The sequence below is a fragment of the Bacillus sp. ES1-5 genome (assembly GCF_022487605.1).
In the GTDB taxonomy this organism is placed as follows: domain Bacteria; phylum Bacillota; class Bacilli; order Bacillales; family Bacillaceae_G; genus Bacillus_A; species Bacillus_A wiedmannii.
In genome coordinates, this window is record NZ_JAKVPU010000006.1 from 1 (window position 1) to 23,896 (window position 23,896).

The 23,896-nt window shown below is 37.1% G+C and carries 25 protein-coding genes; 19 read left to right on the forward strand and 6 right to left on the reverse strand.

Annotated elements, in window-relative coordinates; translation table 11 throughout:
- The 8 genes from MKO96_RS19385 to uvrC form a co-directional block, all read left to right on the forward strand.
- Positions 1-900, forward strand: a 900-nt coding sequence (locus MKO96_RS19385) for a BclA C-terminal domain-containing protein (protein ID WP_483298329.1), incomplete at its 5' end; no start/stop codon positions are given.
- Between the two features lie 188 nt (positions 901-1,088).
- Positions 1,089-2,774, forward strand: a complete 1,686-nt coding sequence (locus MKO96_RS19390; RefSeq protein ID WP_240588392.1) for a long-chain-fatty-acid--CoA ligase — start codon at positions 1,089-1,091, stop codon at positions 2,772-2,774.
- Positions 2,775-2,880: 106 nt separating this feature from the next.
- A complete protein-coding gene (locus MKO96_RS19395) occupies positions 2,881-3,468 on the forward strand; it encodes a fatty acid metabolism transcriptional regulator FadR (RefSeq protein ID WP_000742213.1) in 588 nt (195 codons plus the stop codon).
- Positions 3,469-3,479: 11 nt separating this feature from the next.
- The gene (locus MKO96_RS19400) at positions 3,480-4,256 is read left to right on the forward strand and encodes an enoyl-CoA hydratase (protein ID WP_000911294.1); all 777 of its coding nucleotides are present in this window, start codon (positions 3,480-3,482) and stop codon (positions 4,254-4,256) included.
- Positions 4,257-4,334: 78 nt separating this feature from the next.
- Positions 4,335-5,108, forward strand: a complete 774-nt coding sequence (etfB, locus tag MKO96_RS19405) for an electron transfer flavoprotein subunit beta/FixA family protein (protein WP_240588393.1) — start codon at positions 4,335-4,337, stop codon at positions 5,106-5,108.
- Positions 5,109-5,144: 36 nt separating this feature from the next.
- A complete protein-coding gene (gene etfA, locus MKO96_RS19410) occupies positions 5,145-6,122 on the forward strand; it encodes an electron transfer flavoprotein subunit alpha (protein WP_000101968.1) in 978 nt (325 codons plus the stop codon).
- A 210-nt stretch (positions 6,123-6,332) separates the two neighbouring features.
- The gene (gene trxA / locus MKO96_RS19415; RefSeq protein WP_001018943.1) at positions 6,333-6,647 is read left to right on the forward strand and encodes a thioredoxin; all 315 of its coding nucleotides are present in this window, start codon (positions 6,333-6,335) and stop codon (positions 6,645-6,647) included.
- Positions 6,648-6,794: 147 nt separating this feature from the next.
- Entirely contained in the window at positions 6,795-8,579 is a 1,785-nt protein-coding gene (gene uvrC, locus MKO96_RS19420; protein ID WP_240588394.1) for an excinuclease ABC subunit C, read from the forward strand.
- A gap of 114 nt (positions 8,580-8,693) precedes the next feature.
- Here the strand turns inward: uvrC and MKO96_RS19425 are convergent, their stop codons facing one another.
- Positions 8,694-9,143, reverse strand: a complete 450-nt coding sequence (locus tag MKO96_RS19425) for a YslB family protein (RefSeq protein WP_000042225.1) — start codon at positions 9,141-9,143, stop codon at positions 8,694-8,696.
- Between the two features lie 299 nt (positions 9,144-9,442).
- Here MKO96_RS19425 and sdhC point away from each other — a divergent pair, with 299 nt between their 5' ends.
- From sdhC to MKO96_RS19445, 4 genes are all read left to right on the forward strand, one after another.
- The gene (sdhC, locus tag MKO96_RS19430; protein WP_000678353.1) at positions 9,443-10,069 is read left to right on the forward strand and encodes a succinate dehydrogenase cytochrome B558; all 627 of its coding nucleotides are present in this window, start codon (positions 9,443-9,445) and stop codon (positions 10,067-10,069) included.
- 13 nt (positions 10,070-10,082) lie between these two features.
- Complete coding sequence (gene sdhA, locus MKO96_RS19435; RefSeq protein ID WP_097916585.1) at positions 10,083-11,876, forward strand: succinate dehydrogenase flavoprotein subunit; 1,794 nt, start codon at positions 10,083-10,085, stop codon at positions 11,874-11,876.
- On the forward strand, positions 11,869-12,630 hold the full coding sequence (gene sdhB, locus MKO96_RS19440; RefSeq protein WP_001291830.1) for a succinate dehydrogenase iron-sulfur subunit: 762 nt from the start codon (positions 11,869-11,871) through the stop codon (positions 12,628-12,630). Before sdhA ends, sdhB begins: the two co-directional genes overlap by 8 nt.
- Before the next feature lie 93 nt (positions 12,631-12,723).
- Complete coding sequence (locus tag MKO96_RS19445) at positions 12,724-13,167, forward strand: acyl-CoA thioesterase (RefSeq protein WP_087982234.1); 444 nt, start codon at positions 12,724-12,726, stop codon at positions 13,165-13,167.
- Between the two features lie 39 nt (positions 13,168-13,206).
- Here the strand turns inward: MKO96_RS19445 and MKO96_RS19450 are convergent, their stop codons facing one another.
- On the reverse strand, positions 13,207-13,986 hold the full coding sequence (locus MKO96_RS19450; RefSeq protein WP_048541274.1) for a M15 family metallopeptidase: 780 nt from the start codon (positions 13,984-13,986) through the stop codon (positions 13,207-13,209).
- Positions 13,987-14,251: 265 nt separating this feature from the next.
- On the opposite strand from MKO96_RS19450, the gene motA reads away from it, so the two are divergent.
- Positions 14,252-15,046: a flagellar motor stator protein MotA gene (gene motA, locus MKO96_RS19455; RefSeq protein WP_000344855.1), complete on the forward strand. Its 795-nt coding sequence runs from the start codon at positions 14,252-14,254 to the stop codon at positions 15,044-15,046.
- Positions 15,036-15,824 carry a flagellar motor protein MotB gene (motB, locus tag MKO96_RS19460; protein WP_087982232.1) on the forward strand — a complete coding sequence of 263 codons (789 nt, stop codon included), beginning with the start codon at positions 15,036-15,038 and terminating at the stop codon, positions 15,822-15,824. The genes motA and motB overlap by 11 nt, the downstream gene beginning before the upstream one ends.
- 24 nt (positions 15,825-15,848) lie before the next feature.
- Here motB and MKO96_RS19465 read toward each other — a convergent pair whose 3' ends face one another.
- Entirely contained in the window at positions 15,849-16,682 is an 834-nt protein-coding gene (locus MKO96_RS19465) for a 5'-nucleotidase, lipoprotein e(P4) family (protein ID WP_240588395.1), read from the reverse strand.
- A gap of 342 nt (positions 16,683-17,024) precedes the next feature.
- Here MKO96_RS19465 and MKO96_RS19470 point away from each other — a divergent pair, with 342 nt between their 5' ends.
- The 3 genes from MKO96_RS19470 to MKO96_RS19480 all read left to right on the forward strand — a co-directional run bounded on the left by MKO96_RS19470 (position 17,025) and on the right by MKO96_RS19480 (position 19,681).
- Entirely contained in the window at positions 17,025-17,909 is an 885-nt protein-coding gene (locus tag MKO96_RS19470) for an ABC transporter ATP-binding protein (protein ID WP_240588396.1), read from the forward strand.
- A gap of 2 nt (positions 17,910-17,911) precedes the next feature.
- Complete coding sequence (locus tag MKO96_RS19475; RefSeq protein WP_240588397.1) at positions 17,912-19,132, forward strand: ABC transporter permease; 1,221 nt, start codon at positions 17,912-17,914, stop codon at positions 19,130-19,132.
- 117 nt (positions 19,133-19,249) lie between these two features.
- Positions 19,250-19,681, forward strand: coding sequence for an Rrf2 family transcriptional regulator (locus tag MKO96_RS19480; protein WP_000512998.1), 432 nt, complete (start codon positions 19,250-19,252; stop codon positions 19,679-19,681).
- Positions 19,682-19,740: 59 nt separating this feature from the next.
- Here MKO96_RS19480 and MKO96_RS19485 read toward each other — a convergent pair whose 3' ends face one another.
- Together MKO96_RS19485 and MKO96_RS19490 are read right to left on the reverse strand one after the other, a co-directional pair.
- On the reverse strand, positions 19,741-20,406 hold the full coding sequence (locus tag MKO96_RS19485; protein WP_060632441.1) for an MIP/aquaporin family protein: 666 nt from the start codon (positions 20,404-20,406) through the stop codon (positions 19,741-19,743).
- A gap of 143 nt (positions 20,407-20,549) precedes the next feature.
- Positions 20,550-21,515, reverse strand: coding sequence for a DMT family transporter (locus MKO96_RS19490; RefSeq protein WP_087982224.1), 966 nt, complete (start codon positions 21,513-21,515; stop codon positions 20,550-20,552).
- A gap of 100 nt (positions 21,516-21,615) precedes the next feature.
- On the opposite strand from MKO96_RS19490, the gene MKO96_RS19495 reads away from it, so the two are divergent.
- Positions 21,616-22,188, forward strand: coding sequence for a helix-turn-helix domain-containing protein (locus MKO96_RS19495; RefSeq protein ID WP_240588398.1), 573 nt, complete (start codon positions 21,616-21,618; stop codon positions 22,186-22,188).
- Between the two features lie 70 nt (positions 22,189-22,258).
- Here the strand turns inward: MKO96_RS19495 and MKO96_RS19500 are convergent, their stop codons facing one another.
- A complete protein-coding gene (locus tag MKO96_RS19500) occupies positions 22,259-22,444 on the reverse strand; it encodes a PspC domain-containing protein (RefSeq protein ID WP_240588399.1) in 186 nt (61 codons plus the stop codon).
- 182 nt (positions 22,445-22,626) lie between these two features.
- On the opposite strand from MKO96_RS19500, the gene MKO96_RS19505 reads away from it, so the two are divergent.
- The gene (locus tag MKO96_RS19505) at positions 22,627-23,868 is read left to right on the forward strand and encodes an amidohydrolase family protein (protein WP_240588400.1); all 1,242 of its coding nucleotides are present in this window, start codon (positions 22,627-22,629) and stop codon (positions 23,866-23,868) included.
- The last annotated feature ends 28 nt before the right edge of the window (positions 23,869-23,896 follow it).

Sequence of the window (23,896 nt, forward strand, 5' to 3'; positions counted from 1 at the left end):
GCGACGGGTCCAACAGGAGCAACGGGAATAACAGGAGCAACGGGAATAACAGGAGCAACGGGAGCAACGGGAGCAACAGGAGCAACGGGAATAACAGGAGCAACAGGAGCGACGGGAGTAACAGGAATAACAGGAGCGACGGGAGTAACAGGCCCAACAGGCCCAACAGGCCCAACGGGAGTAACAGGTCCAACAGGAGCGACGGGTCCAACAGGAGCAACGGGAATAACAGGAGCAACGGGAATAACAGGAGCAACGGGAGCAACGGGAGCAACGGGAGCAACGGGAGCAACGGGAGCAACGGGAGCGACGGGAATAACAGGAGCAACAGGCCCAACGGGAGTAACAGGTCCAACAGGAGCGACGGGTCCAACAGGAGCAACGGGAGCAACAGGAGCAACAGGTCCAACGGGAGCGACGGGAATAACAGGAGCAACAGGTCCAACAGGAGCGACGGGTCCAACGGGGGCAACCGGGGCTACAGGTACAAGTATCACGGCGACGTATGCATTTGCAAATAATACGTCAGGAACAGCGATATCGGTACTTCTTGGTGGAACGAATGTCCCGCTTCCGAATAATCAAAATATCGGTCCAGGTATTACGGTTTCCGGGGGGAATACAGTATTTACGGTTGCAAATGCTGGAAATTATTATATTTCATATTCGATTAATATAACAGCTTCATTATTAGTTAGTTCACGGATTACAATTAATGGAGCACCACTTGCTGGAACAATCAATTCTCCTGCTGTAGCAACCACATCATTTAGCGCAACAATCATTACAACTCTTGCAGCAGGAGATGCTATTAGTTTGCAACTATTTGGTTTGTTAGCTGTTGCAACGTTATCAACAACTACACCAGGAGCTGTGTTAACGATAATAAGGTTAAGCTAAATAATAACTCTCTTATTCTTTTAAGATTAGGAGAGTTTATACATATAATAAGAAGTTAATGGAGTGAAGCATAGTTATATAAAAGTCAGAATATTATGATTGTAACGTTATGGCGACTATAATATAATGAAAACAACCATCATGAATGAACATTCATTTATTTTTATGTATTTGAAGGGGGAATGAAGGTGGAAAAACCATGGTTGAAAAGTTATCCAGAAGAAATTCCAAGTACGATTTCTTATGATATTCAGCCGCTTCATGGATATGTGGAACGGGTGGCTTCCTGTTACCCAGAAAAGAAAGCGCTTCACTTTTTAGGGAAGGATATTACATTTTCAGACTTTCATGATAAGGTGAAGAGGTTTGCAAATTATCTTCAAAAGCTCGGTGTGGAAAAGGGTGATCGAGTTGCTATTATGTTGCCGAACTGTCCGCAATCTGTAATTGGTTATTATGGTACATTACTTGCGGGAGGTATCGTAGTACAAACAAATCCACTATATACAGAAAGAGAATTAGAATACCAGCTTCATGACTCGGGAGCAAAAGTAATTCTTTGTCTCGATTTAGTGTTTCCGAGAGTAACGAATGTTCAATCTGCTACAAAAATTGAACATATTATCGTAACTCGGATTGCGGACTTTTTACCCTTCCCTAAAAATTTACTTTATCCATTTGTACAAAAAAAGCAGGCAAATCTTGTTGTGAATGTGTCGGAAAGCGAAACGATTCATCTATGGAAATCAGTAGAACGAGAAAGTAATGTTAATGTTGAAGTTCCTTGTGATCCTGAAAATGATCTAGCCCTTTTACAGTACACAGGAGGAACAACTGGGTTTCCGAAAGGCGTTATGTTGACGCATAAAAACCTTGTTTCGAACACGTTAATGGGAGCTCATTGGCTATATAATTGTAAAGAAGGAGAAGAAGTAATTCTTGGCGTCCTTCCGTTCTTTCATGTGTATGGGATGACAGCTGTAATGAATTTAAGTATTATGCAAGGATATAAAATGGTGCTGATTCCGAAGTTTGATATGAAAATGGTTTTTGAAGCGATAAAAAAACATAAAGTGACACTATTTCCAGGGGCACCGACCATTTATATTGCTCTATTAAATAGTCCCCTCTTAAAAGAATATGATATTTCTTCTATTCAAGCTTGTATTAGTGGATCTGCCCCGCTTCCTGTAGAAGTACAGGAAGAGTTTGAGAGAGTTACAGGTGGAAAATTGGTAGAAGGTTATGGATTAACGGAGTCGTCGCCAGTTACACATGGGAATTTTTTGTGGGAAAAACGCGTGCCAGGAAGTATAGGTGTGCCGTGGCCAGATACAGAGGCAAACATTATGTCACTTGAAACTGGAGAGGCTTTACCTCCGGGTGAACTTGGTGAAATTGTTGTAAAGGGTCCTCAAATTATGAAAGGGTATTGGAATAAGCCAGAAGAAACAGCAGCTGTATTACAAGACGGATGGCTTCATACAGGGGATGTTGGTTACATGGATGAAGATGGATTTTTCTATGTGAAAGATCGTAAGAAAGATATGATTGTTGCGAGTGGATTTAATGTGTATCCTCGTGAAGTAGAAGAAGTATTATATGAGCATGAAAAAGTGCAAGAAGTGGTGACGATTGGAATTCCCGATCCGTACCGGGGAGAGACGGTTAAAGCATTTGTTGTGTTAAAAGAAGGTGCGGAGTGTTCTGAGGAAGAATTAAACCAGTTTGCGCGTAAATATTTAGCGGCTTATAAAGTGCCGAAAGTATATGAGTTTAGAGATGAATTACCGAAAACGACAGTTGGAAAAATTTTACGCCGTGTCCTAATAGATGAAGAGAAAAGAAAAAATGAGGATGAGCAAACGGGCTAAGGCCCTTTCTTTTTGAAAAAATAGGATTGACACTTTTCTAAATAGTCAGTATTATAAGAATATGAATGACTATTCATTCAGTCATCTTCTTGAAGGGGACAGTAAAGTGAAAAAAAATAGACCGAAATACAATCAAATTATTGATGCGGCAGTCATTGTGATTGCGGAGAATGGGTACCACCAAGCGCAAGTTTCTAAAATAGCAAAGCAAGCTGGGGTAGCTGATGGCACGATTTATTTATATTTTAAAAATAAAGAAGATATATTAATATCCTTATTTCAAGAGAAGATGGGAGATTTTGTCGAAACAATTCGTCAAAAAACAGCAGGAATTGAAAGCGCTGTATCGAAGTTATTCATGTTGGTAGAAACGCACTTCTTGCTGTTATCACAAAATGATCCTCTTGCTATCGTTACGCAATTAGAGCTAAGACAGTCCAATCAAGACTTACGCCTGAAAATAAATGAAGTATTAAAAGGCTACTTACAAGTTATGGATGAGATTTTAGAGACAGGTATAAAGCAAGGTGAATTCCAAGCGGATTTAAATGTTCGCGTGGCAAGACAAATGATCTTTGGAACAGTAGATGAAGTTGTGACCAATTGGGTAATGAGCGATCATAAGTATGATCTGGTCGCACTTTCAAAAACGGTACATGGGCTACTTATTGCAGCTTGTGGTTATCGTCAATAATGGGAGGGATCATGTTGAAATTCCTATCTGTAAGAGTTGAAGATCATATCGCGGTGGCGACATTAAATCATGCGCCGGCAAACGCGATGTCTTCACAAGTTATGCATGACGTTACTGAATTAATTGATCAAGTGGAGAAGGATGATAACATTCGTGTTGTTGTTATTCACGGTGAAGGGCGCTTTTTCTCGGCGGGAGCAGATATTAAAGAATTTACATCTGTTACTGAAGCGAAGCAAGCGACAGAATTAGCGCAGCTTGGACAAGTTACGTTTGAGCGTGTTGAAAAATGTTCAAAACCAGTTATCGCGGCAATTCATGGAGCGGCACTTGGCGGCGGCCTTGAGTTTGCTATGTCTTGCCACATGCGCTTTGCAACTGAAAGTGCAAAACTTGGGTTACCTGAATTAACACTTGGATTAATTCCTGGATTTGCAGGTACACAGCGATTACCACGTTATGTTGGGAAAGCGAAAGCTTGTGAAATGATGTTAACAAGTACACCGATTACTGGTGCAGAAGCATTAAAATGGGGACTTGTTAACGGAGTTTTTGCTGAAGAAACATTTTTAGATGATACGCTTAAAGTTGCAAAACAGATTGCTGGAAAAAGCCCAGCGACGACTCGTGCTGTACTAGAGTTATTGCAAACGACGAAATCGTCTCATTATTATGAAGGTGTACAACGCGAAGCTCAAATCTTTGGTGAAGTATTTACGGGTGAAGATGGAAGAGAAGGTGTAGCAGCGTTTTTAGAAAAACGTAAGCCTTCATTTAGTGGCAGGTAGTTCAATTATTTTTTTAATATAAATTAACAGAAAATTAAAATTGATAGAATCTTTCTGAAAAACAAGGGGGTAAATGGAATGAACATCTACGTACTCATGAAACGAACATTTGATACAGAAGAAAAAATCGTAATTAAAAACGGTGCAATTTACGATGGCGAAGCGGAATTCATCATCAACCCTTACGACGAATATGCGATTGAAGAAGCAATTCAAGTAAGAGACGCACAAGGTGGCGAAGTTACTGTTGTAACAGTCGGTGGCGAAGATAGTGAGAAAGAACTTCGTACGGCATTAGCGATGGGCTGCGATAAAGCTGTATTAATTAATATTGAAGATGATGTGGAAAATGGTGACCAGTTCACGACAGCAAAAGTACTTGCTGAATATTTAAAAGATAAAGGTGCAGATTTAATTTTAGGCGGGAACGTTGCAATTGATGGTGCATCTGGACAAGTTGGTCCACGCGTAGCAGAAGCGTTAAATATTCCGTACGTAACGACAATTACAAAAATTGAAATTGACGGTACAAGCGTGAAGATTGAGCGTGATGTTGAAGGTGATACGGAAGTGATTGAAACTTCATTGCCAGTTTTAGTAACAGCACAACAAGGTTTAAATGAACCTCGTTATCCATCGCTTCCAGGTATTATGAAAGCGAAGAAAAAGCCACTAGAAGAAGTAGAATTAGATGATTTAGATTTAGAAGAAGATGATGTGGAAGCAAAGACAAAAACAATTGAAATCTATTTGCCTCCTAAGAAAGATGCAGGAAAAGTGTTACAAGGCGAGCTGCAAGATCAAGTAAAAGAACTTGTATCGTTGCTCCATACAGAAGCGAAAGTAATCTAATAAAATACGAAATTATATATGCAGGAGGGAAAATCTATGGCTCGTAAAGTATTAGTAATGGGTGAGGTTCGTGATGGATCGCTACGTAACGTTTCGTTTGAAGCGGTAGCAGCAGCAAAAACAATTGCAGAAGGCGGTGAAGTAGTAGGTCTTCTAGTTGGAGACAGCGTTGCCTCTTTTGCAAATGAATTGATTCATTACGGTGCAGATCGCGTTGTGACAGTTGAAAATGATAAATTAAAATCATATACATCTGATGGTTATGCACAAGCATTTTCAGCTGTATATGCTGAAGAAAAGCCAGAAGGTATTGTATTTGGACATACAGCACTTGGTAAAGATTTATCACCAAAATTAGCAGCGAAGCTTGAAGCTGGTCTAGTTTCTGACGTAACTGCTTTAGAAGTTGAAGGTGGAAATGTTATCTTTACTCGTCCAATTTACTCTGGTAAAGCGTTTGAGAAGAAGATTGTAACAGACGGTATCTTATTTGCGACAGTGCGTCCAAATAACATTGCGACACTTGAAAAAGATGAGTCTCGCAGTGGTGACGTGTCTTCTATTACAGTAGATGTGAAAGATTTACGTACAATTATTCAAGATGTCGTCCGTAAGACGGCAGAAGGTGTTGACCTTTCTGAAGCGAAAGTTATTATCGCTGGTGGACGCGGTGTGAAGAGTGAAGAAGGATTCAAGCCATTAAAAGAGTTAGCTGACGTATTAGGCGGCGCTGTTGGAGCATCTCGTGGTGCTTGTGACGCTGAGTATTGCGATTACTCATTACAAATTGGTCAAACTGGTAAAGTTGTTACGCCAGACTTATACATTGCATGCGGTATTTCTGGTGCGATTCAGCATTTAGCTGGTATGTCTAACTCAAAAATAATCGTTGCGATTAATAAAGACCCAGAAGCAAGTATCTTCAAAGTAGCTGACTATGGTATTGTTGGCGATCTATTTGAAGTCTTACCTCTTTTAACAGAAGAGTTTAAAAAGTTAAAAGTACATTCATGATTTGAGTACCCTTGAGTTCCAAGTGAAGTACCCCTATATATAGAAAAGGTGAGAGATCCCCTGTCTCTCATCTTTTTAGTATTTACTCCGTATTTTTATATAGTATAAAGGAACACTTTTTTGTTACAATACATAACGATACATATTATTCGCCACGTATATAAGTTAATGATATACTCTTGGTAGAATATACTTGAAGGAGGAAATAAAATGGCAATTGTAAATGCAAATGACCAAAGCTTCGCAGCTGAAACTAGCGAAGGTGTTGTATTATTAGATTTCTGGGCACCTTGGTGTGGACCTTGTAAAATGATCGCTCCTGTATTAGAGGAAATTGATGCAGAATTAGGCGAAAAAGTAAAAGTAGTAAAAGTAGACGTGGATGAAAACCAAGAAACTGCTCGTCAATTCGAAGTAATGAGCATTCCAGCTCTTTTCGTATTAAAAGACGGTAAAGTAGTTGATCAAGCGTTAGGTTACAAACCGAAAGAAGCGTTAGTAGAATTAGTTTCTAAACACTTCTAAAATAAAGGGCTACCATTTGGTAGCCTTTTTTATTTTCCTTTTTTACACCTTTCCGTTACAATAAAGGAACGTATGTTGGGTGTTTTGGCATAGTATGTTTTCATGTGAAAATAAAGATGCTAAGCATGTAGAAATGGAGGGTAACGAGTGCACGAACATTTAAAAGAAAAATTGGCTATTTTACCAGATCAACCTGGTTGTTATTTAATGAAAGATAAGCAAGGAACGGTTATATATGTCGGAAAGGCAAAAGTGCTTAAAAATCGTGTGCGCTCGTACTTTACTGGTTCGCATGATGGAAAAACATTGCGGCTTGTAGGAGAAATTGTAGATTTTGAATATATTGTAACCTCCTCAAATTTAGAGGCTCTCATTTTAGAGTTAAACTTAATAAAAAAACATGATCCAAAATATAATATTCAATTAAAAGATGATAAAACATATCCTTTTATTAAAATTACAGCTGAGAAACAGCCGCGATTACTTATTACGCGAAATGTAAAAAAGGATAAGGGAAAGTATTTTGGCCCTTATCCGAATGCACAATCAGCTCATGAAACGAAAAAACTGCTAGATCGTATGTATCCGCTTCGTAAGTGCTCAAATATGCCCGATAAAGTTTGTTTATATTATCATATGGGTCAATGTTTAGCACCTTGTGTGAAAGAAGTGACGGAAGAACAAAACAAAGAAATTGTAGATGAAATTATTAAGTTTTTAAATGGTGGGCATAAAGAAGTTCGTTCAGAATTAGAAACAAAGATGTATGAAGCTTCAGAGAAACTAGAATTTGAACGTGCAAAAGAGTTACGTGATCAAATTGCTCATATCGATGCGATTATGGAAAAACAAAAGATGATTATGAGTGACTTAGTGGATCGTGATGTGTTTGGGTATGCAGTTGATAAAGGTTGGATGTGTGTTCAAGTTTTCTTCGTTCGAAAAGGAAAGCTAATTGAACGTGATGTTTCTATGTTTCCAATCTACGATGAACCAGAAGAGGGATTTTTAACGTTTATCGGTCAATTTTATGAGAACAGCAGTCATTTTAAGCCGAAGGAAATTGTCGTTCCAGGAAGTATAGACTCAGAGTTAGTAGAGCGCTTTTTAGAAGTCGAAGCGACACAGCCGAAACGTGGTAAGAAAAAAGATCTTGTAGAATTAGCAAGTAAAAATGCGAAAATTGCTCTTGAAGAGAAATTCTATTTAATTGAACGTGATGAAGAGCGAACGATTAAAGCGGTAGATCATTTAGGGAAGCAGCTCGGGATTGAAACACCTTATCGTATTGAGGCGTTTGATAACTCAAATATTCAAGGGACAAATCCTGTTTCTGCAATGATTGCTTTTATCGATGGGAAACCAGCTAAGAAAGAATATAGGAAATATAAAATTAAAACGGTTCAAGGACCAGATGATTATGAGTCTATGAGAGAAGTTGTGAGACGCCGTTATACAAGGGCACTGAAAGAGAGTTTGCCTTTACCAGATTTAATCATTATTGATGGTGGAAAAGGGCATCTGGCAGCTGTAAGTGATGTTCTAGAAAACGAACTCGGTTTATATATTCCGATGGCAGGGCTTGTAAAAGATGACAAACATAAAACCTCCCATTTAATTATTGGAGATCCACCTGAACCTGTGATGCTTGAGCGAAATAGCCAAGAATTTTATTTATTGCAGCGCATTCAAGATGAAGTGCATCGATTTGCGATTACATTCCATCGTCAATTACACGGGAAATCTGTCATTCAATCAGCACTGGATGATATTCCAGGAATCGGTGATAAACGGAAAAAGGTATTGTTAAAACATTTTGGTTCATTAAAGAAGATGAAAGAAGCTTCTTTAGCTGAATTTGTCGAAGCGGGTATGCCGAAAAATGTCGCGGAAACAATTTATACGTATTTAACAGATAAGAAGACGTTGTAGTTTACAACGTCTTCTGTTTTTTGGTATAATTTCTGAAGATTTAAAATAAATACAACTGAATGAAAATACAAAAAAGTCAACTAAACTTATATGTCTAGTTGACTGTAGGTAATGCTACACTTCAATGAGATCTTTTATATCCCATTTCACAAGAAATGTAATAGAGTCTGAACGTTTTTTCTTTTCTTCATAGGACTCTGCAACGACGTTTCGTTGCTTTTGAATTTGTTCAGCGATGAATCCAGCTTCTAATTGATAAGAAGAATGTCTGTTTTGTTTTTGACGTTCAGCGATGAGTGTGCCTTTAAGTTGGAACTGCATTTCACGACGCTTATGTTCAATAATGCTTAAAGTGCCCCAGCCAGCTTTTTCAAAGAACTGAATGACTTCTTCAATTGTTTCTAGTGGATATTTTCTTGCAAGGTTTCTACCAGACCAGTATAAAATACCATCTAAATCGTTACCGATTAAATCAGGTAGTAATTCTTCACGTAGCAATTCATAAGCGAAGGCGTTCAATGAAACATCTTCTAAAGATGTTGTATCGATTGTATTTTTACTCACAATATTCCCCTCTTTCTATAGGGATTATTATATAACATTTCTCATTTATAAAAACAGATTTTTCTTTGGGAAAATCTGAATATATAAGAAGGGAAAAAGAATTGGCAAATTATATGCAAATTATGTATACGTTTTCTTGACGCTTCGACAAAAATAGGGGTAAAATGAACTTGTTATCAAATTATGCTGAAATATTTCGAATAATTTTTTCAGTTTTTCTTATGCCAATAGTGAAAAAACATTATTGTTGTAAATTAATCTGAAAACAGCAGTCAAACATTCAAGGGGGTAATGGGGACATGAAAGGCCGCGAGTATACGTTTCGTAAGTGGCACTCATTAATGGGGGTCATCCCGGTTGGTGTCTTTTTGACGCAACATCTAATTGTAAACAACTTTGCAACAAGAGGAGCAGAGGCTTTTAACAAAGCTGCAGGCTTTATGGAGCTCCTTCCATTCCGGTATGCGCTAGAAATTTTCATCATCTTTTTACCTATACTGTACCATGCTATATATGGCTTATATATTGCATTTACAGCTAAGAACAATGCGGTATCTTACGGTTATTTCCGTAACTGGATGTTCGTCTTCCAAAGAATTTCAGGTATCGTTACACTGATTTTCATTTCTTGGCACGTCTGGGAAACTCGTATTCAAGCATTGTTAGGTAAAGAGGTAAACTATGATATGATGGCAGATATTTTAAACAATCCAGCTATGTTTGCATTCTACTTAGTTGGTGTTGTTTCAACAATTTTCCACTTTGCAAATGGACTATGGACATTCTGCATAAGCTGGGGAATTACAGTATCTCCACGTTCACAAAGAATCTCTACTTATGTAACATTAGCTATTTTCTTAGGTCTATCTTATGTAGGTGTGAGTGCATTATTAGCGTTCATCGATCCACAGCTAGCAAACCAGTAAGGAGTGGGAGAGCATGAAAGGGAAACTTATAGTAGTCGGCGGTGGCTTGGCCGGCTTAATGGCAACGATTAAAGCGGCAGAAGCAGGAGTAAATGTTGAACTATTTTCTTTAGTACCAGTAAAACGTTCACATTCTGTATGTGCCCAAGGTGGAATTAACGGTGCCGTAAATACGAAAGGTGAAGGGGATTCTCCATGGATCCACTTTGACGATACAATTTATGGTGGGGACTTCTTAGCGAACCAACCGCCAGTTAAAGCAATGTGTGAAGCAGCACCTGGTATCATTCATTTAATGGACCGTATGGGTGTTATGTTCAACCGTACGGAAGAAGGACTTCTTGATTTCCGTCGTTTTGGTGGAACGCAACATCACCGTACAGCATTTGCTGGTGCAACAACTGGACAGCAATTACTATACGCATTAGATGAGCAAGTACGTCGTCACGAAGTAGCAGGACTTGTAACGAAATATGAAGGTTGGGATTTCTTACGAGCTGTTGTTGATGACGAAGGTGTGTGCCGAGGAATCGTTGCACAAGATTTACAAACAATGGAGATTAAAAGTTTTCAAGCTGATGCCGTGATTATGGCAACAGGGGGCCCTGGTATCATCTTTGGAAAATCAACTAACTCTATTATTAATACAGGTACAGCAGCTTCTGCTGTATATCAACAAGGTGCATATTATGCAAACGGCGAGTTCATTCAAATTCATCCAACGGCAATTCCTGGAGACGATAAATTACGTCTTATGAGTGAATCTGCACGTGGTGAAGGTGGCCGTGTTTGGACATATAAAGATGGTAAACCATGGTACTTCCTAGAAGAAAAATATCCGGCTTACGGAAACCTTGTACCTCGTGATATTGCAACGCGTGAAATCTTTGACGTTTGCGTAGAGCAAAAATTAGGTATTAACGGTGAAAACATGGTGTACTTAGATCTTTCTCATAAAGATCCGAAAGAACTAGATATTAAACTTGGTGGAATTATTGAAATCTATGAGAAGTTTACAGGTGATGATCCTCGTAAACTACCAATGAAAATCTTCCCAGCAGTTCACTATTCAATGGGCGGACTATGGGTTGATTATAAGCAGATGACAAGTATTCCAGGTTTATTTGCAGCAGGTGAGTGTGATTATTCTATGCACGGTGGTAACCGCCTTGGGGCGAACTCACTATTATCAGCAATTTACGGTGGTATGGTAGCAGGACCGAATGCGATTGAGTATATGAAAGGTCTTTCTAAATCATCTGATGCTGTTTCATCTACTGTATATGAGCAAAATGAATTAATCGAAACAGAGAAATTTAACAATATTTTAACGCTTGATGGTAACGAAAATGCATATGTTCTTCATAAAGAGCTTGGAGAATGGATGACAGATAACGTTACAGTAGTTCGTGAAAATAAAAAGCTACTAGAAACTGATGCGAAAATTGAAGAGTTAATGGCGCGTTACAAACGCATTAACATTAACGATACAGCGAGATGGAGTAACCAAGGTGCTTCATTTACACGCCAACTTGCAAATATGTTTGAGTTAGCACGTGTTATTACAATTGGCGCATATAACCGTAATGAAAGCCGCGGAGCACATTACAAACCAGAATTTCCAAATCGTGATGATGCAAACTTCTTAAAAACTACGATGGCGAAATTTGAGGGAGAAGGAAAAGCACCAGCATTCCATTACGAAGAAGTGGATGTTTCATTAATTAAACCACGTAAACGTGACTATTCCTCAAAACATGATGTAGCTTCTAAGGGTGAAGAGAAGGGGGATAAGCAACATGTCTGAGAAAACAATCCGCCTCATCATTACGAGACAAGATGGACCAGATGCACAAGAGTTTGACCAAGAGTTTGAAATTCCATATCGTCCAAATATGAACATTATTTCGGCACTGATGGAAATTCGTCGTAATCCTGTTGATTCAAAAGGAAACCAGACGACTCCGATTGCATGGGATATGAACTGTTTAGAGGAAGTATGTGGCGCATGTTCGATGGTGATTAACGGAAAACCACGTCAATCATGTACAGCTCTTATTGATCAGTTAGAACAACCAATTCGCTTAAAGCCGATGAAGACATTCCCGGTTGTACGTGACTTACAAGTTGACCGTAGTCGCATGTTTAACGCTCTAAAACGCGTTAAGGCTTGGATTCCAATTGATGGTACGTATGACTTAGGACCAGGACCAAGAATGCCTGAGAAGAAACGTCAATGGGCTTATGAGCTTTCAAAATGTATGACATGTGGTGTTTGCTTAGAATCATGTCCAAACGTAAATAGTAAATCTGACTTTATTGGACCAGCACCGTTATCACAAGCTCGTTTATTCAACTCACATCCGACGGGTGAAATGCATAAAGCAGATCGCTTACGTGCAATTATGGGAGATGGAGGACTTGCAAACTGTGGTAACTCTCAAAACTGTGTGCAATCATGTCCAAAGGGTATTCCATTAACAACTTCAATTGCGGCATTAAACCGTGATACAACAATTCAATCGTTCAAAGATTTCTTTGGTAGCGACAATAACTATTAATAAATATTGCCTCTTCATGTTGAAGAGGCAATATTTATAACATTATTTTTCTGTTTATTCTGTTTATTTTAAAGGCGAAAAGGAGAGAGAATAATGAAGAGGATTTCTTATATTGAAGATTTTGAGCAATGGGAAAGTGGTTTTTCATTTTACAATCCTGTAAAAGTTCGTTTTGGTGAAGTAGATATGTTTGGGCATGTAAATAATGTCATTGCCTTTACCTATTTTGAAGAAGCGCGTATCGCATTGTTTAAAGAACTTGGATTTATGCAAGAATGGACGCATGAATCTTCAGAAACGATGATCGTTGTTGCAGATTTACAATGCAATTTTATTAAGCAAATATATTTTGATGAACAGTTGAAGGTATATGTAAAAGCGGGATCGGTTGGGAATTCTTCTTTAGATTTGCATTACATGGTGAAGAATGCAGAAGGAGAAGTTTGTTTAGTCGGTCGTGGAATGATGGTTCAAGCATCGAAAAAAACGGGAAGAGGCGAACCATGGCCTGAAGAGTGGAAGAAAAAATTACTATAATGATAGATTGAAATAAAAATAAGAGAGCAATTTGCTCTCTTATTTTTTGTCTTTCATTGCTTCTTCTAATGTTAAATGATGTTTATATATGTATGTAGCGTATGGATTACCAACGTAGCGCAAATGCCACGGTTCATATGAATATTCTGTTGTTTCTGTTTTATCTTCTAAATAACGAATGACAAAGCCAAATTCATGGGCATGTTTTGCAACCCATTTTCCTTCGGCTGTCTCTCCAAAAATAGGTTCTAATTGGAATTTAGCAGATTTTGAACTAATATCCATTGCTAAACCAGTTTGATGTTCACTCGTACCAGGAATGGCACTTACTGAATCAGCTTCAGCTTTTCCTTGACGTCTAACGTATGTATCATGTAATGATTTCTGGCGTTTGTATGAACGATAACCAGATACAGCTGTAAGTTCCAGTCCTTCTTTTTTTGCTGCTTCAAACATATTTTCAAGCGCATCTGCAGCATCTTTACGCAGCAATGTCTTTTCTTTATCTTTTGGACTAGTAAATGGTACGTTTGGTCTTGTTAAGTCTTCAGGTATGTATCCGTCTGGTAGTTTTCGATGTTTATTAACTAAGACAAGGTTAGACTCTGGATTTGTTACAACGGAAAAATCATTCTCTAGCTTCTTTGCAGTATGATCAGCTTTTGGAAAAGCAGGAATCTCTTCTTTTTGGTGATTACTATGCTGTTGACTTTCGACAGCTTTCGCCTCATTTTGTAGTGGTGATTTAGAACTAAAGTAAGCGAAAGAAGTGATACCGATTACAATAGTAGTGGCAGAAATAATGATTATCTTTTTCATGATACCTTGTAATCACATTCCTTTCTTAATAAAATATGTATCGTTTTTTATTATAAGTCTAGTTTACTGAAAAAGAAATATAAGAGTCGTAACGTAATAGAAATGCAAAGAAAATGTCAGAAAATGTGTGAAATTGTAGTATTTTTTCATTTAATTCATTTCTTATCTTTCATGAAATGAATTTTTTATGTAATATATATACATAAGAAGATGTAGCGATTATCGAGAATAAAGAACTTCTTGTATAGACTAGGAGTGAATGGGAATGGATTTTGCAACAATTATTGGACTTATTTTAGGATTTGTAGCGGTAGTAGTAGGGATGGTCGTCAAGGGCGCTGACGTAAATTCCTTATTGAATCCTGCCGCAGCATTAATTATTTTTATCGGTACATTTGCTGCAGTATGTATAGCATTTCCGATGAATCAACTAAAAAGGGTTCCAAAATTATTTAAAGTTCTTTTTGGGTCAAATAAAAAGGATTTAAGTTATGAACAGTTGCTAGAATTATTTGTTCATTGGACATCGGAGAGTAGAAAATATGGTATTTTGTCTTTAGAGCAACAATTAGACAAAATTCAAGATGAATTTCTTTTGCGTGGTATGAAATTTGTGATTGATGGCGTATCCGCAGAAGATTTAGAGCAGATTTTAGAAGCTGAATTAGAAGCAATTGAAGAAAGGCATGCAAAAGGAGCAGCAATTTTTTCTCAAGCTGGTACGTATGCACCGACATTAGGAGTTTTAGGTGCTGTTATTGGTCTTGTAGCTGCACTTGGCAATTTAACTGATATTGAAAAGTTAGGTCATGCTATTTCGGGTGCATTTATTGCCACGATTTTTGGTATTTTTTCAGGCTATGTATTATGGCATCCATTTGCAAATAAATTAAAGCAAAAATCTGCAGCTGAATTAGAGAAAAAACGTTTAATTATTGATTGTTTATTAATGCTACAAGAGGGTACATATCCGTTTATTATGAAGAACCGCATTTTAGGTGCACTTTCTGCAACTGAGCGTAAAAAGCTAGAAAAAGGAGCAGAAAAAAATGCGGAGTAAAAAAAATCGAAGAGGCAAAAAGAAAAAACACGAAGAACATATCGATGAAACTTGGTTAATCCCTTATTCTGATATGTTAACGTTGTTATTTGCATTGTTTATCGTTTTATTCGCAATGAGTAGTATAGATGCTGCGAAGTTCAAACAGATGGCAGTAGCGTTTAGAAGTGAACTAGCAGGTGGAACAGGAAATAAAGAATTTTTGAGTGATCAGAAGCCGAATGAAGAGACAGAGTTATCAGCAAGCAGCCTTGAGGCAGAACAAGCAAAAAAACAAGAAGAAGCTAGAGCGAAAGAAAAAAAAGAGATGGATGAATTGAAAGCATTACAAAAAAAGATTGATCAATATATTAATGAAAAACAATTATCCTCTTCTTTTCAAACTAAATTAACTGAAAAGGGATTAATGGTAACAATATTAGAGAATATACTGTTTGATTCGGGGAAAGCAGATGTGAAGTTAGAATCACTAGGGATTGCAAAAGAGATGTCTAGCTTACTTGTTTCAGCGTCACCTCGTGAGATTACAGTATCTGGTCATACGGATAATGTTCCTATTGCCAATGCGCAGTTTGCATCGAACTGGGAATTAAGTACGCAGCGTGCAGTTAATTTTATGCAAGTATTACTCCAAAATAAAGAATTACAACCAGAAAAATTTAGTGCGATTGGTTACGGAGAATACCGTTCAATTGCTCCAAACGATACACAAGAAGGAAAGGCAAAGAATAGGCGTGTGGAAGTGTTTATCTTGCCTTTAACAGAGAAGGTAAAATAAAGAGGATGGCGAATGCCATCCTCTTTATTTTGCATCAAATGATTTTAAGTTGTCGCGACGGATTTTATCTTTTTCTGCATCTGACTTTTTGAAATCATAATCATATAAAGCGCCTTCCCAATCGCCGTACATTGGATTCGGGAAAATGATGAATTTTTCACCAAATTGTGCTTTTGAATCTGAGACTGCTTGATTTCGATCCTTTACAGACTTTCCATCAAAACCAGTGAAATCAGATAAATTATCACCGAAGAATAAGACGATATCATGCGTTTGAGAAACGAGTTCGCGGCGCTTTTCTTTTCCTTTTTCTTTTTCTTTCGGATCTTGTAGTAATATATGTTCTTTCGTTGCTTGAGGAGCACCTACACGTTCAAGATTTTTAATTGTTGCATCTAGTTGGTTCGCTTTACGGTTTGAGATGTAGTAAATATCTACACCTTTAGATTCTGTATATTTTAAGAAATCAATTGCACCTGGAAGGGCTTCCGCTTCAGCCTTATTAATCCAGTCATCCCATTTATACGGATAGCCTTTTCCTGTCTTTACGCTCATTGCTTGATGAGGACTGTTGTCTAAAACCGTTTCATCTAAATCAAGTACGATAGCAGGTTTTTTCTCTGTCCCTTTTGCAAGAACTGCATCAAGTTTTAATTGACCGATGTTGTATCCTTGGTAGTAAAGTGCTTTCGTTTCACCAGCTGTTTGATACCATAAATCAGCCATTAATTGCTGGTCTGTTAATTTTGCTTTTTCTTCTTTTGCCACTGTTTTCTCTGGTGTTCCTGAACATGCTACAAGTGATGTAGATAGAACCGCTACAGATAATAAAGTGGTAATGCCCCTCTTCATCTTCATATGTATCCTCCTTGATGTTAGAAAATCATTTTATATTATATATTAAAATATAATATTTTTATATGAACATTTGCATATTGTCTTTTGTATATATAGTAGTATGTCCTATATTAGAAAGATGAGAAAAATGATGGGAATCATTTTGACAAGTTTTATTGTCGGAATGACAATTATAATTGACAAATACCATGATATTATTTACAATTTTAACTAAATAGAACAAATGATGGATTAAGACGATGTTACATACTAAGAGGATGAAGTGTAGTGCTATATTTTATCCGGAATAAACATAGTCTTTGAAAGAGAGTATGAATGAAACTAAAGGGGAGGCTTTATACTTTGAGTTTACAAATTCAAAACTTAACGAAACTATTTGGGGAATCAAAAGCAGTGAACGGCTTGCAAATTTCTTTACCAAAAGGTGAAGTGTTAGGATTACTTGGACGAAATGGTGCAGGAAAAACTACGACAATCAAAATGCTTCTCGGATTATTAACGCCTAATGAAGGCTCTATTACATGGGATGGAAAATCATTTGGAACTAGTGGGGTAACGATTGGATATTTACCAGAAGAAAGAGGTTTATATACGAAAAGTAGAGTAATAGACCAGTTGCGATATTTCGGTAGATTAGAAGGAATGACGAAAAAAGAAGTAGATTTTGCTATTGATCATTGGTTAGATCGATTAGCGATACCGGAATATAAATTTAAAACGGCAGGAGAGCTTTCAAAAGGGAACCAGCAAAAAATCCAATTAATTGCTGCTCTTCTTCATAATCCTGAACTTCTCATTTTAGATGAACCATTTAGTGGACTGGATCCAGTTAATGCTGGGATGTTAGCTAGCATTATTGAAGAACAAGTACAGAGCGGAAAGACAATTATTTTATCTAGTCATCGTATGGAACAAGTAGAGGCTTTTTGCCAACATGTATGTATTTTGAAAAAAGGCGAAGCAGTCGTAAAAGGCGAGTTAAGTGATATTAAAAAAGAATACGGTTTCCGCAATTTAACGATTGAAGATACAGAAGAGAATGAGAAGGGATTAGAAGCTATTCATGTATCGTATGAAAAACAACAAGGCCTTCTTTATGTGCAAGTACAAGATGATGCAGAAGCTCTAAAGATTTTACAACAATTGCAAGAACAAGGTGTTACCTTACGACAATTTAAAATGTTAGAGCCGACGTTAAATGAAATCTTTGTAGAGAGGGCGAAATAACGATGCGTAAATTTTCTCACGTATTTTCATTTTATTTTAGAGAAGCATTTTTATCTAAAAAATCATTAATTACGAGTGCGATTTTATTTTTAGTTGTGTTTGGGCTTTTCGCATTTAATCATTTCACTGCTGATAATGATAAAGGAAAAGATAAAATTGCTGTAGTAACTGAAAGTGATACGTATAAAGTACAAGAAAGTGATGTAACAAAGTTACTTCCGTCTGCTAAAGTAACTGTAGAAAATAAGGATAAGTTTAATGAGCTACGTAAGCAAGTAGAAGATGGCGATTTAGACGGTTTATTCCATATTACAGAAAAGAATGGTATTCCAGAAGTAACGTATATGTATAGTGGTTTTCCGAGCCAATCAATGGCTACACTTATGGCGAGTTATTTAAAGGAACAGTATACAGCGGTAATGATTGAAAAAAATAATGTATCTGCCGAAGTAGCAAAACAGTTACAGATGGAAATTCCGTTAAAGCAAGAGGCGGTAAAAGATCATGCATCTTCCTTTGGCATTGGCTATGTATTCTCGTTTGCTTTATATATGTTTATTATTGTGTTTGGAACTGCAATTGGGATGACGATAGCATCTGAAAAGTCGTCTCGTGTTATGGAGTTAATGCTTCCGAAAGTAAAACCATTAACAATGCTACATGCTAAAATTTTAGCAATTGTTTCTAGTGCTTTACTATTACTTATTACTGCTTCATTCGGTTTTCTTGTACCATATTTATTAGGTTGGGTAGACTTAGAAAATGCATCTTTAGTGGGACTTGCATTAGACTTTTCTAAATTGGATGCTGTAGTAATTAGTATGTTCGTTGTATATTTTGTTACGGGCTACTTACTATATGCAATGTTATATGCAGCGGTTGGTGCTGTTGTATCAAAAATTGAGGATGTACAATCTCTTTCGTTCCCAATTACAATGTTAGGTATAGCAGCATTTTTCATTAGTATTAAATCACTATTTGATCCTAATAGTACATTAGCTGTAGTTAGTTCATATATTCCATTCTTTACACCTATGGTTACATTTTCAAGGCTTGTAGCTGGTGAAGCAGGAACTGTAGAGATTATTGTGACTTTAGTCATTTTATTGGTGACTATTGCTATCGTCAATATACTTGCAAGCCGCATTTACGTAAACGGCGTAATGAATTACTCAGATAAAGTGAAATTTAAAGATTTAGCGAAATTTATAAAGCGTCAATAATGAGAAAAAGCATGATTTCCTATTGAAATCATGCTTTTTCTTTATGTATAAATTAAAAATAGTATATAATAATAAGAGTCGTCTTTTAATAGAATGAATACAAAGGAGGGTGTGCAGATGGGGATTAGTAGTCGGTTTACAGTAGGTGTTCATATGCTGACATTACTTGCGATAGATCGAAACTCTCGCTGTACCTCTGAATGGATTGCTGGTAGTGTGAATACAAATCCAGTTGTGATTCGTCGCATTACAGGAATGTTGAAGAGAGCAGGACTTGTTGATGTACAAGCTGGTAAAGGTGGTACGACACTTGCTCGTGATTTAGAAGAAATTACATTACTTGATGTATATAAAGCAGTGGAAGTTGTAGAAGAAGGACAACTATTTTCCTTCCATGAAAATCCCAACATTGAATGTCCAGTAGGAGCTAATATTCAATCAGTATTAGAAATTATTTTAATGCAAGCGCAAGAAGCGATGGAAAACGTACTTGCAAATGTAACGGTAGATCAATTAGTTACAAACTTAAAGTCTAAAATGAAAGAGTAAAAAAGCGAGCAACCTCATAATGAGGGCTCGCCTTTTTTTATTCAGAAATATTGAAAATTCTATTTTTCAGTATTTAAAATAAATTTACCAACAATAGCTGCTACGATACCACCAAGAATTGGTGCTACGATGAATACCCATAGTTGAGAAAGTGCTTCTCCGCCAGCGAATAAAGCTGGTGCGATACTACGAGCTGGGTTAACAGAAGTTCCAGTTAACGGAATTCCTAATAAGTGAACTAATACTAATGTGAAACCAATTACTAATCCAGCTAAAGAAGAGCTTCCTTTTTTACCTGTTACAGCAACGATCACTAATACGAATACGAAAGTTAAAATAAATTCAACTAGAAATGCTCCAGATAAACCAAGCGTTCCAAAACCATTTTGTCCTAAATTATCTAAAGGTGTTTTAGCAGATTTTAAAATTGTTACTAACGTTGCAGTTCCTAATAAACCACCTAAAATTTGAGCTAATACATAATAACAAAGTTCCATAGCGTTCATTCTTTTGTTGATGAACATAGCTACTGATACTGCTGGGTTAATGTGACATCCAGAAATTGTTCCGATGCTATATGCCATAGCTACAATAGATAGACCGAAAGCCATAGCGATTCCTAATGTTCCAATTCCTTCAATTCCGCCGCCAATGACAGCTACTCCAGTTCCGAATAATACAAGCACAAATGTACCAATAAATTCAGCGATTGCTTTTTTTAACATAATTTACCTCCTAATATTGCGCATGAAACGTATTATAACATAGGTTTTAGTATAAACAGCTAATGAAATACTATTCTGATAAGGCGAAATAGGGGGACAATAAAAAAAGAGTATAGTTCTTTGTTAGAGAACTATACTCTTTTTTATGCAGTTTTTTTCTGCTTAACGACTGGAGCAGAACGGTTTAACACGCTATTAGCAACCATTCCTAACATAATAATAATCATTCCAAGTAGGGAAAGACCACCAGGAAATGAACCATTCAAGAAAACAATTTCGCCAAGCACTGTAAAGACCATCGTTCCAGCTTGCGTTGCTTCAACAGCTCCAAGTAGAGCGAGGTTATCTTTGGCTAAGTCGGTAGCAAAGAAAAATGTCATCGTTGCAATTACGCCAGAACATAATGCTAATAAAAATCCTTGCAACATTTGGCTGGATGTTGGAATACCAGTAGTAGAAAATCCGTATATACCAAGTAAAATTGTTATAGGTAGACTTCCTATTGCCATTCCTAATACACGTTGGAACGTATCAAGACGTCCGCCAACAAGTTCCATCATTTTTCGGTTGCCGAATGGATATAAGAAGGCTGCTACTACGACAGGTAAAAAACCTGAAATGAACTGAGTCATTGTAATATGACCTGCTGCAGTCGCTTGCATACAAATTACACCAAGTAAAATAAATAATGCGACATATAAACTACGAAGTGGAATTTTTCCGCGTACAAGTTTTGTGCCTGATTTCGTTTCTATTTTAACGAAGAATAATGGTGATAAAAGTAAACCTGCTAATATAGTAACTTGCCAAGTTCCGGCAACGAGCCAAGCTGGAGAAAAGACAGCTGCGAAACTTAATAAAGAATAGAAACCAATACCAGCAACGGAACCCCATCCGATCCACGCTAATGGATGTTTCTTTAATTCTTCCCATAAACCCCTTAAGTTTTTGCGAAATAAAACGATAAGGAATAAAATAGGGAGAGCAAATAAAAAACGGAAGGAAGCTGTCCAGGCCCAGCTCGTTCCAGATACATTCATCGCTCGATTAATAATAAAGGTTGCGGAAAAAAAGGCTGATGATAAAAGGCCTAATAAAATTGCGCGCATGAAGCATAGCACTCCTTTCGGAATTTGATGATTACGTATAGTATAATATACTTAAAAATAATAAAAGTAAACTATTTTATACTTCAAGGTGGTTTTATAGATGAAAGAACATGAAGATATGCAAACGAAAGAAGTCATTCAGCAAGTAGGTCAGCTGTTAAGACAAATTCGAAATGAACAAAAATTAAGTTTAGAAGAATTAGCCCAAAAAACTGGGGTTAGTAAATTAACATTAGGAAAGATTGAAAGAGGCGAAACGAATCCGACGTTAGCTGTCATTTGGAAAATAACGAAAGGGTTATCGATTCCTTTATCGCGATTGATGGTTGTTGGAGAACCTGTAGCTGTGGCGCGCTGCGGAGAAGGATTTGCAGTAGATGTAGGACAAGCATGGCATTTAGAAACGATGTTCCGCTATACGAAAGAAACGGGGATGGAAATGCATCGTGCTTGTTTAAGGTCGAATAGTATATATGAACCAGAAGCTCATCATGAAGGTGCTATTGAGCTTGTAACAGTAATGAAAGGGAAAGTATCGATTCGAGTAGAAAGCGATGTATACGAATTAAATGAGTTTGACTCTATTCAATTTGAAGCGAATAAAAAACATAGTTATAGAAATGAAGAAGATGAAGTAGCAGTATTACATTTAACGATGAAATATTCTTCATGAAAAAATCCCCTATAGAAAAATCTATAGGGGATTTTTTATACGCTATGCTCAAATAGATGAAAGAATGTTATTAGTAAGAGCGTGGCATAAGTAATAAACAAATAAAATAAACTAAAAACCCCGTCCCAAAACATAAAATAGCAATGACCCAAAGTATGCGAATGAGAGTAGAGCTAATATCAAAATATTCCCCTAAACCACCGCATATACCAAATAGCAGTTTATCAGTTTCGGATTTACATAATCTTTTTGACATCTTCCAATCCACTCCTTTTTATAGCAAGCTATATACTTCTATTCTATATGGAAATTTATGAGAAGACTATGAGGTTGTATGACATTTTTTTTAGGGAACAGTCGTATTAATTGTCTTAATTTTCAGTTGATATTAAACTTATAGTAAGAGGTAACTTTTAATAAAGGGTGGGGGAAATAGAGATGACAGTATATTGGTTGACTAATGTAATGCTTGAATCAGGGTATACATATGAAGAGGGGAGAATTTCCCAAACAGAAACAGAGTTATGTAGTTTACTCATTGAAGATGGACGAATTAAAAAAATGATAGCAGGGGCTGTTCAAGAGGAAGGAGTATTAATTCTTGATGCTAAGCGTTTATTAATTTTGCCAGCTTTCGAAGAGATGCATATTCATATTGATAAGACGTATTATAGTGGTCCTTGGAAAGCATGTATGCCAGCAGAGAATATTTTTACGCGTTTTAATGAAGAAGAGAAAATTTTGCCGAAGCAATTAGCAACTGCTCAAGATAGGGCGGAAAATATGCTAGCGTTATTGCTTCAAAATGGTGCAACGAATATTAGAACGCATTGTAATGTTGATCCGGTAATTGGACTTGGTAATTTGGAGGCGACGTTAGAGGCGTTAGAAACATATAAAAATCAGGTTTCTGGTAGAATCGTTGCTTTTCCGCAACATGGATTATTGCGCAGTAATTCTGTGCAACTTGTGAAAGATGCGATGCGTATGGGTGCGCATCTAGTCGGTGGAGTGGATCCAGCTACAGTGGATAATGATATTGAAAGATCATTACATACCATTATGGATATCGCAGTAGAATTTAATGCAGATGTTGATATTCATCTGCATGATGCGAATAATCTTGGGACGTTTACGATGAGGCGATTGGCAAGTTTAACAGAAGAAGCGGGATGGCAAGGTCGCGTAACAATTAGTCATGCACTTGGACTTGGTGGTGTTACGGATAAAGAAGTTGAAGAAGTGGCGGAAAGACTAGCTGCTTTAAACATTGATATTACTTCAACGGTGCCAATTGGGAAACAAGTAATCCCAATTCCGTTATTAGATAAAAAAGGTGTGAAAGTTTCATTAGGAAATGATAGTATTACTGATCATTGGTCACCGTTTGGAACGGGCGATATGCTGCAAAAGGCAAATCGATTGGCGGAACGTTTTGGGTGGAGTGACGAAAGGTCTTTAGGAAAAGCCCTTCGCTTTATTACGGGAGGAAAAGAAACGTTAAACAATGAAGGGAAGCGAGTATGGCCGAATGTAGGAGATGAAGCGAGTTTTGTTTTGACGAATGCAACATGTACTGCTGAAGCGGTAGCGCGTCAAACAGAGAAGTGCTTCGTTGTACATAAAGGAAATATTGTTGTTGGTAGTTTAAATGAGGTGGAATTAAATAATCTTGTGTAAAAGAATCGTTTGAATGTTTTGAGGAGGG

What these genes read in the sequence shown, in the direction of transcription:
- trxA (WP_001018943.1), top strand. Translation starts at nt 6,333, where the DNA reads ATGGCAATTGTAAATGCAAATGACCAAAGCTTCGCAGCTGAAACTAGC.
- MKO96_RS19445 (WP_087982234.1), top strand. Translation starts at nt 12,724, where the DNA reads ATGAAGAGGATTTCTTATATTGAAGATTTTGAGCAATGGGAAAGTGGT.
- MKO96_RS19505 (WP_240588400.1), top strand. Translation starts at nt 22,627, where the DNA reads ATGACAGTATATTGGTTGACTAATGTAATGCTTGAATCAGGGTATACA.
- etfB (WP_240588393.1), top strand. Translation starts at nt 4,335, where the DNA reads ATGAACATCTACGTACTCATGAAACGAACATTTGATACAGAAGAAAAA.
- etfA (WP_000101968.1), top strand. Translation starts at nt 5,145, where the DNA reads ATGGCTCGTAAAGTATTAGTAATGGGTGAGGTTCGTGATGGATCGCTA.
- MKO96_RS19465 (WP_240588395.1), bottom strand. Translation starts at nt 16,682, where the DNA reads ATGAAGATGAAGAGGGGCATTACCACTTTATTATCTGTAGCGGTTCTA.
- MKO96_RS19490 (WP_087982224.1), bottom strand. Translation starts at nt 21,515, where the DNA reads ATGCGCGCAATTTTATTAGGCCTTTTATCATCAGCCTTTTTTTCCGCA.
- motA (WP_000344855.1), top strand. Translation starts at nt 14,252, where the DNA reads ATGGATTTTGCAACAATTATTGGACTTATTTTAGGATTTGTAGCGGTA.
- MKO96_RS19400 (WP_000911294.1), top strand. Translation starts at nt 3,480, where the DNA reads ATGTTGAAATTCCTATCTGTAAGAGTTGAAGATCATATCGCGGTGGCG.
- MKO96_RS19485 (WP_060632441.1), bottom strand. Translation starts at nt 20,406, where the DNA reads ATGTTAAAAAAAGCAATCGCTGAATTTATTGGTACATTTGTGCTTGTA.
- sdhC (WP_000678353.1), top strand. Translation starts at nt 9,443, where the DNA reads ATGAAAGGCCGCGAGTATACGTTTCGTAAGTGGCACTCATTAATGGGG.
- MKO96_RS19495 (WP_240588398.1), top strand. Translation starts at nt 21,616, where the DNA reads ATGAAAGAACATGAAGATATGCAAACGAAAGAAGTCATTCAGCAAGTA.
- MKO96_RS19480 (WP_000512998.1), top strand. Translation starts at nt 19,250, where the DNA reads ATGGGGATTAGTAGTCGGTTTACAGTAGGTGTTCATATGCTGACATTA.
- motB (WP_087982232.1), top strand. Translation starts at nt 15,036, where the DNA reads ATGCGGAGTAAAAAAAATCGAAGAGGCAAAAAGAAAAAACACGAAGAA.
- sdhA (WP_097916585.1), top strand. Translation starts at nt 10,083, where the DNA reads ATGAAAGGGAAACTTATAGTAGTCGGCGGTGGCTTGGCCGGCTTAATG.
- MKO96_RS19475 (WP_240588397.1), top strand. Translation starts at nt 17,912, where the DNA reads ATGCGTAAATTTTCTCACGTATTTTCATTTTATTTTAGAGAAGCATTT.
- MKO96_RS19500 (WP_240588399.1), bottom strand. Translation starts at nt 22,444, where the DNA reads ATGTCAAAAAGATTATGTAAATCCGAAACTGATAAACTGCTATTTGGT.
- MKO96_RS19450 (WP_048541274.1), bottom strand. Translation starts at nt 13,986, where the DNA reads ATGAAAAAGATAATCATTATTTCTGCCACTACTATTGTAATCGGTATC.
- sdhB (WP_001291830.1), top strand. Translation starts at nt 11,869, where the DNA reads ATGTCTGAGAAAACAATCCGCCTCATCATTACGAGACAAGATGGACCA.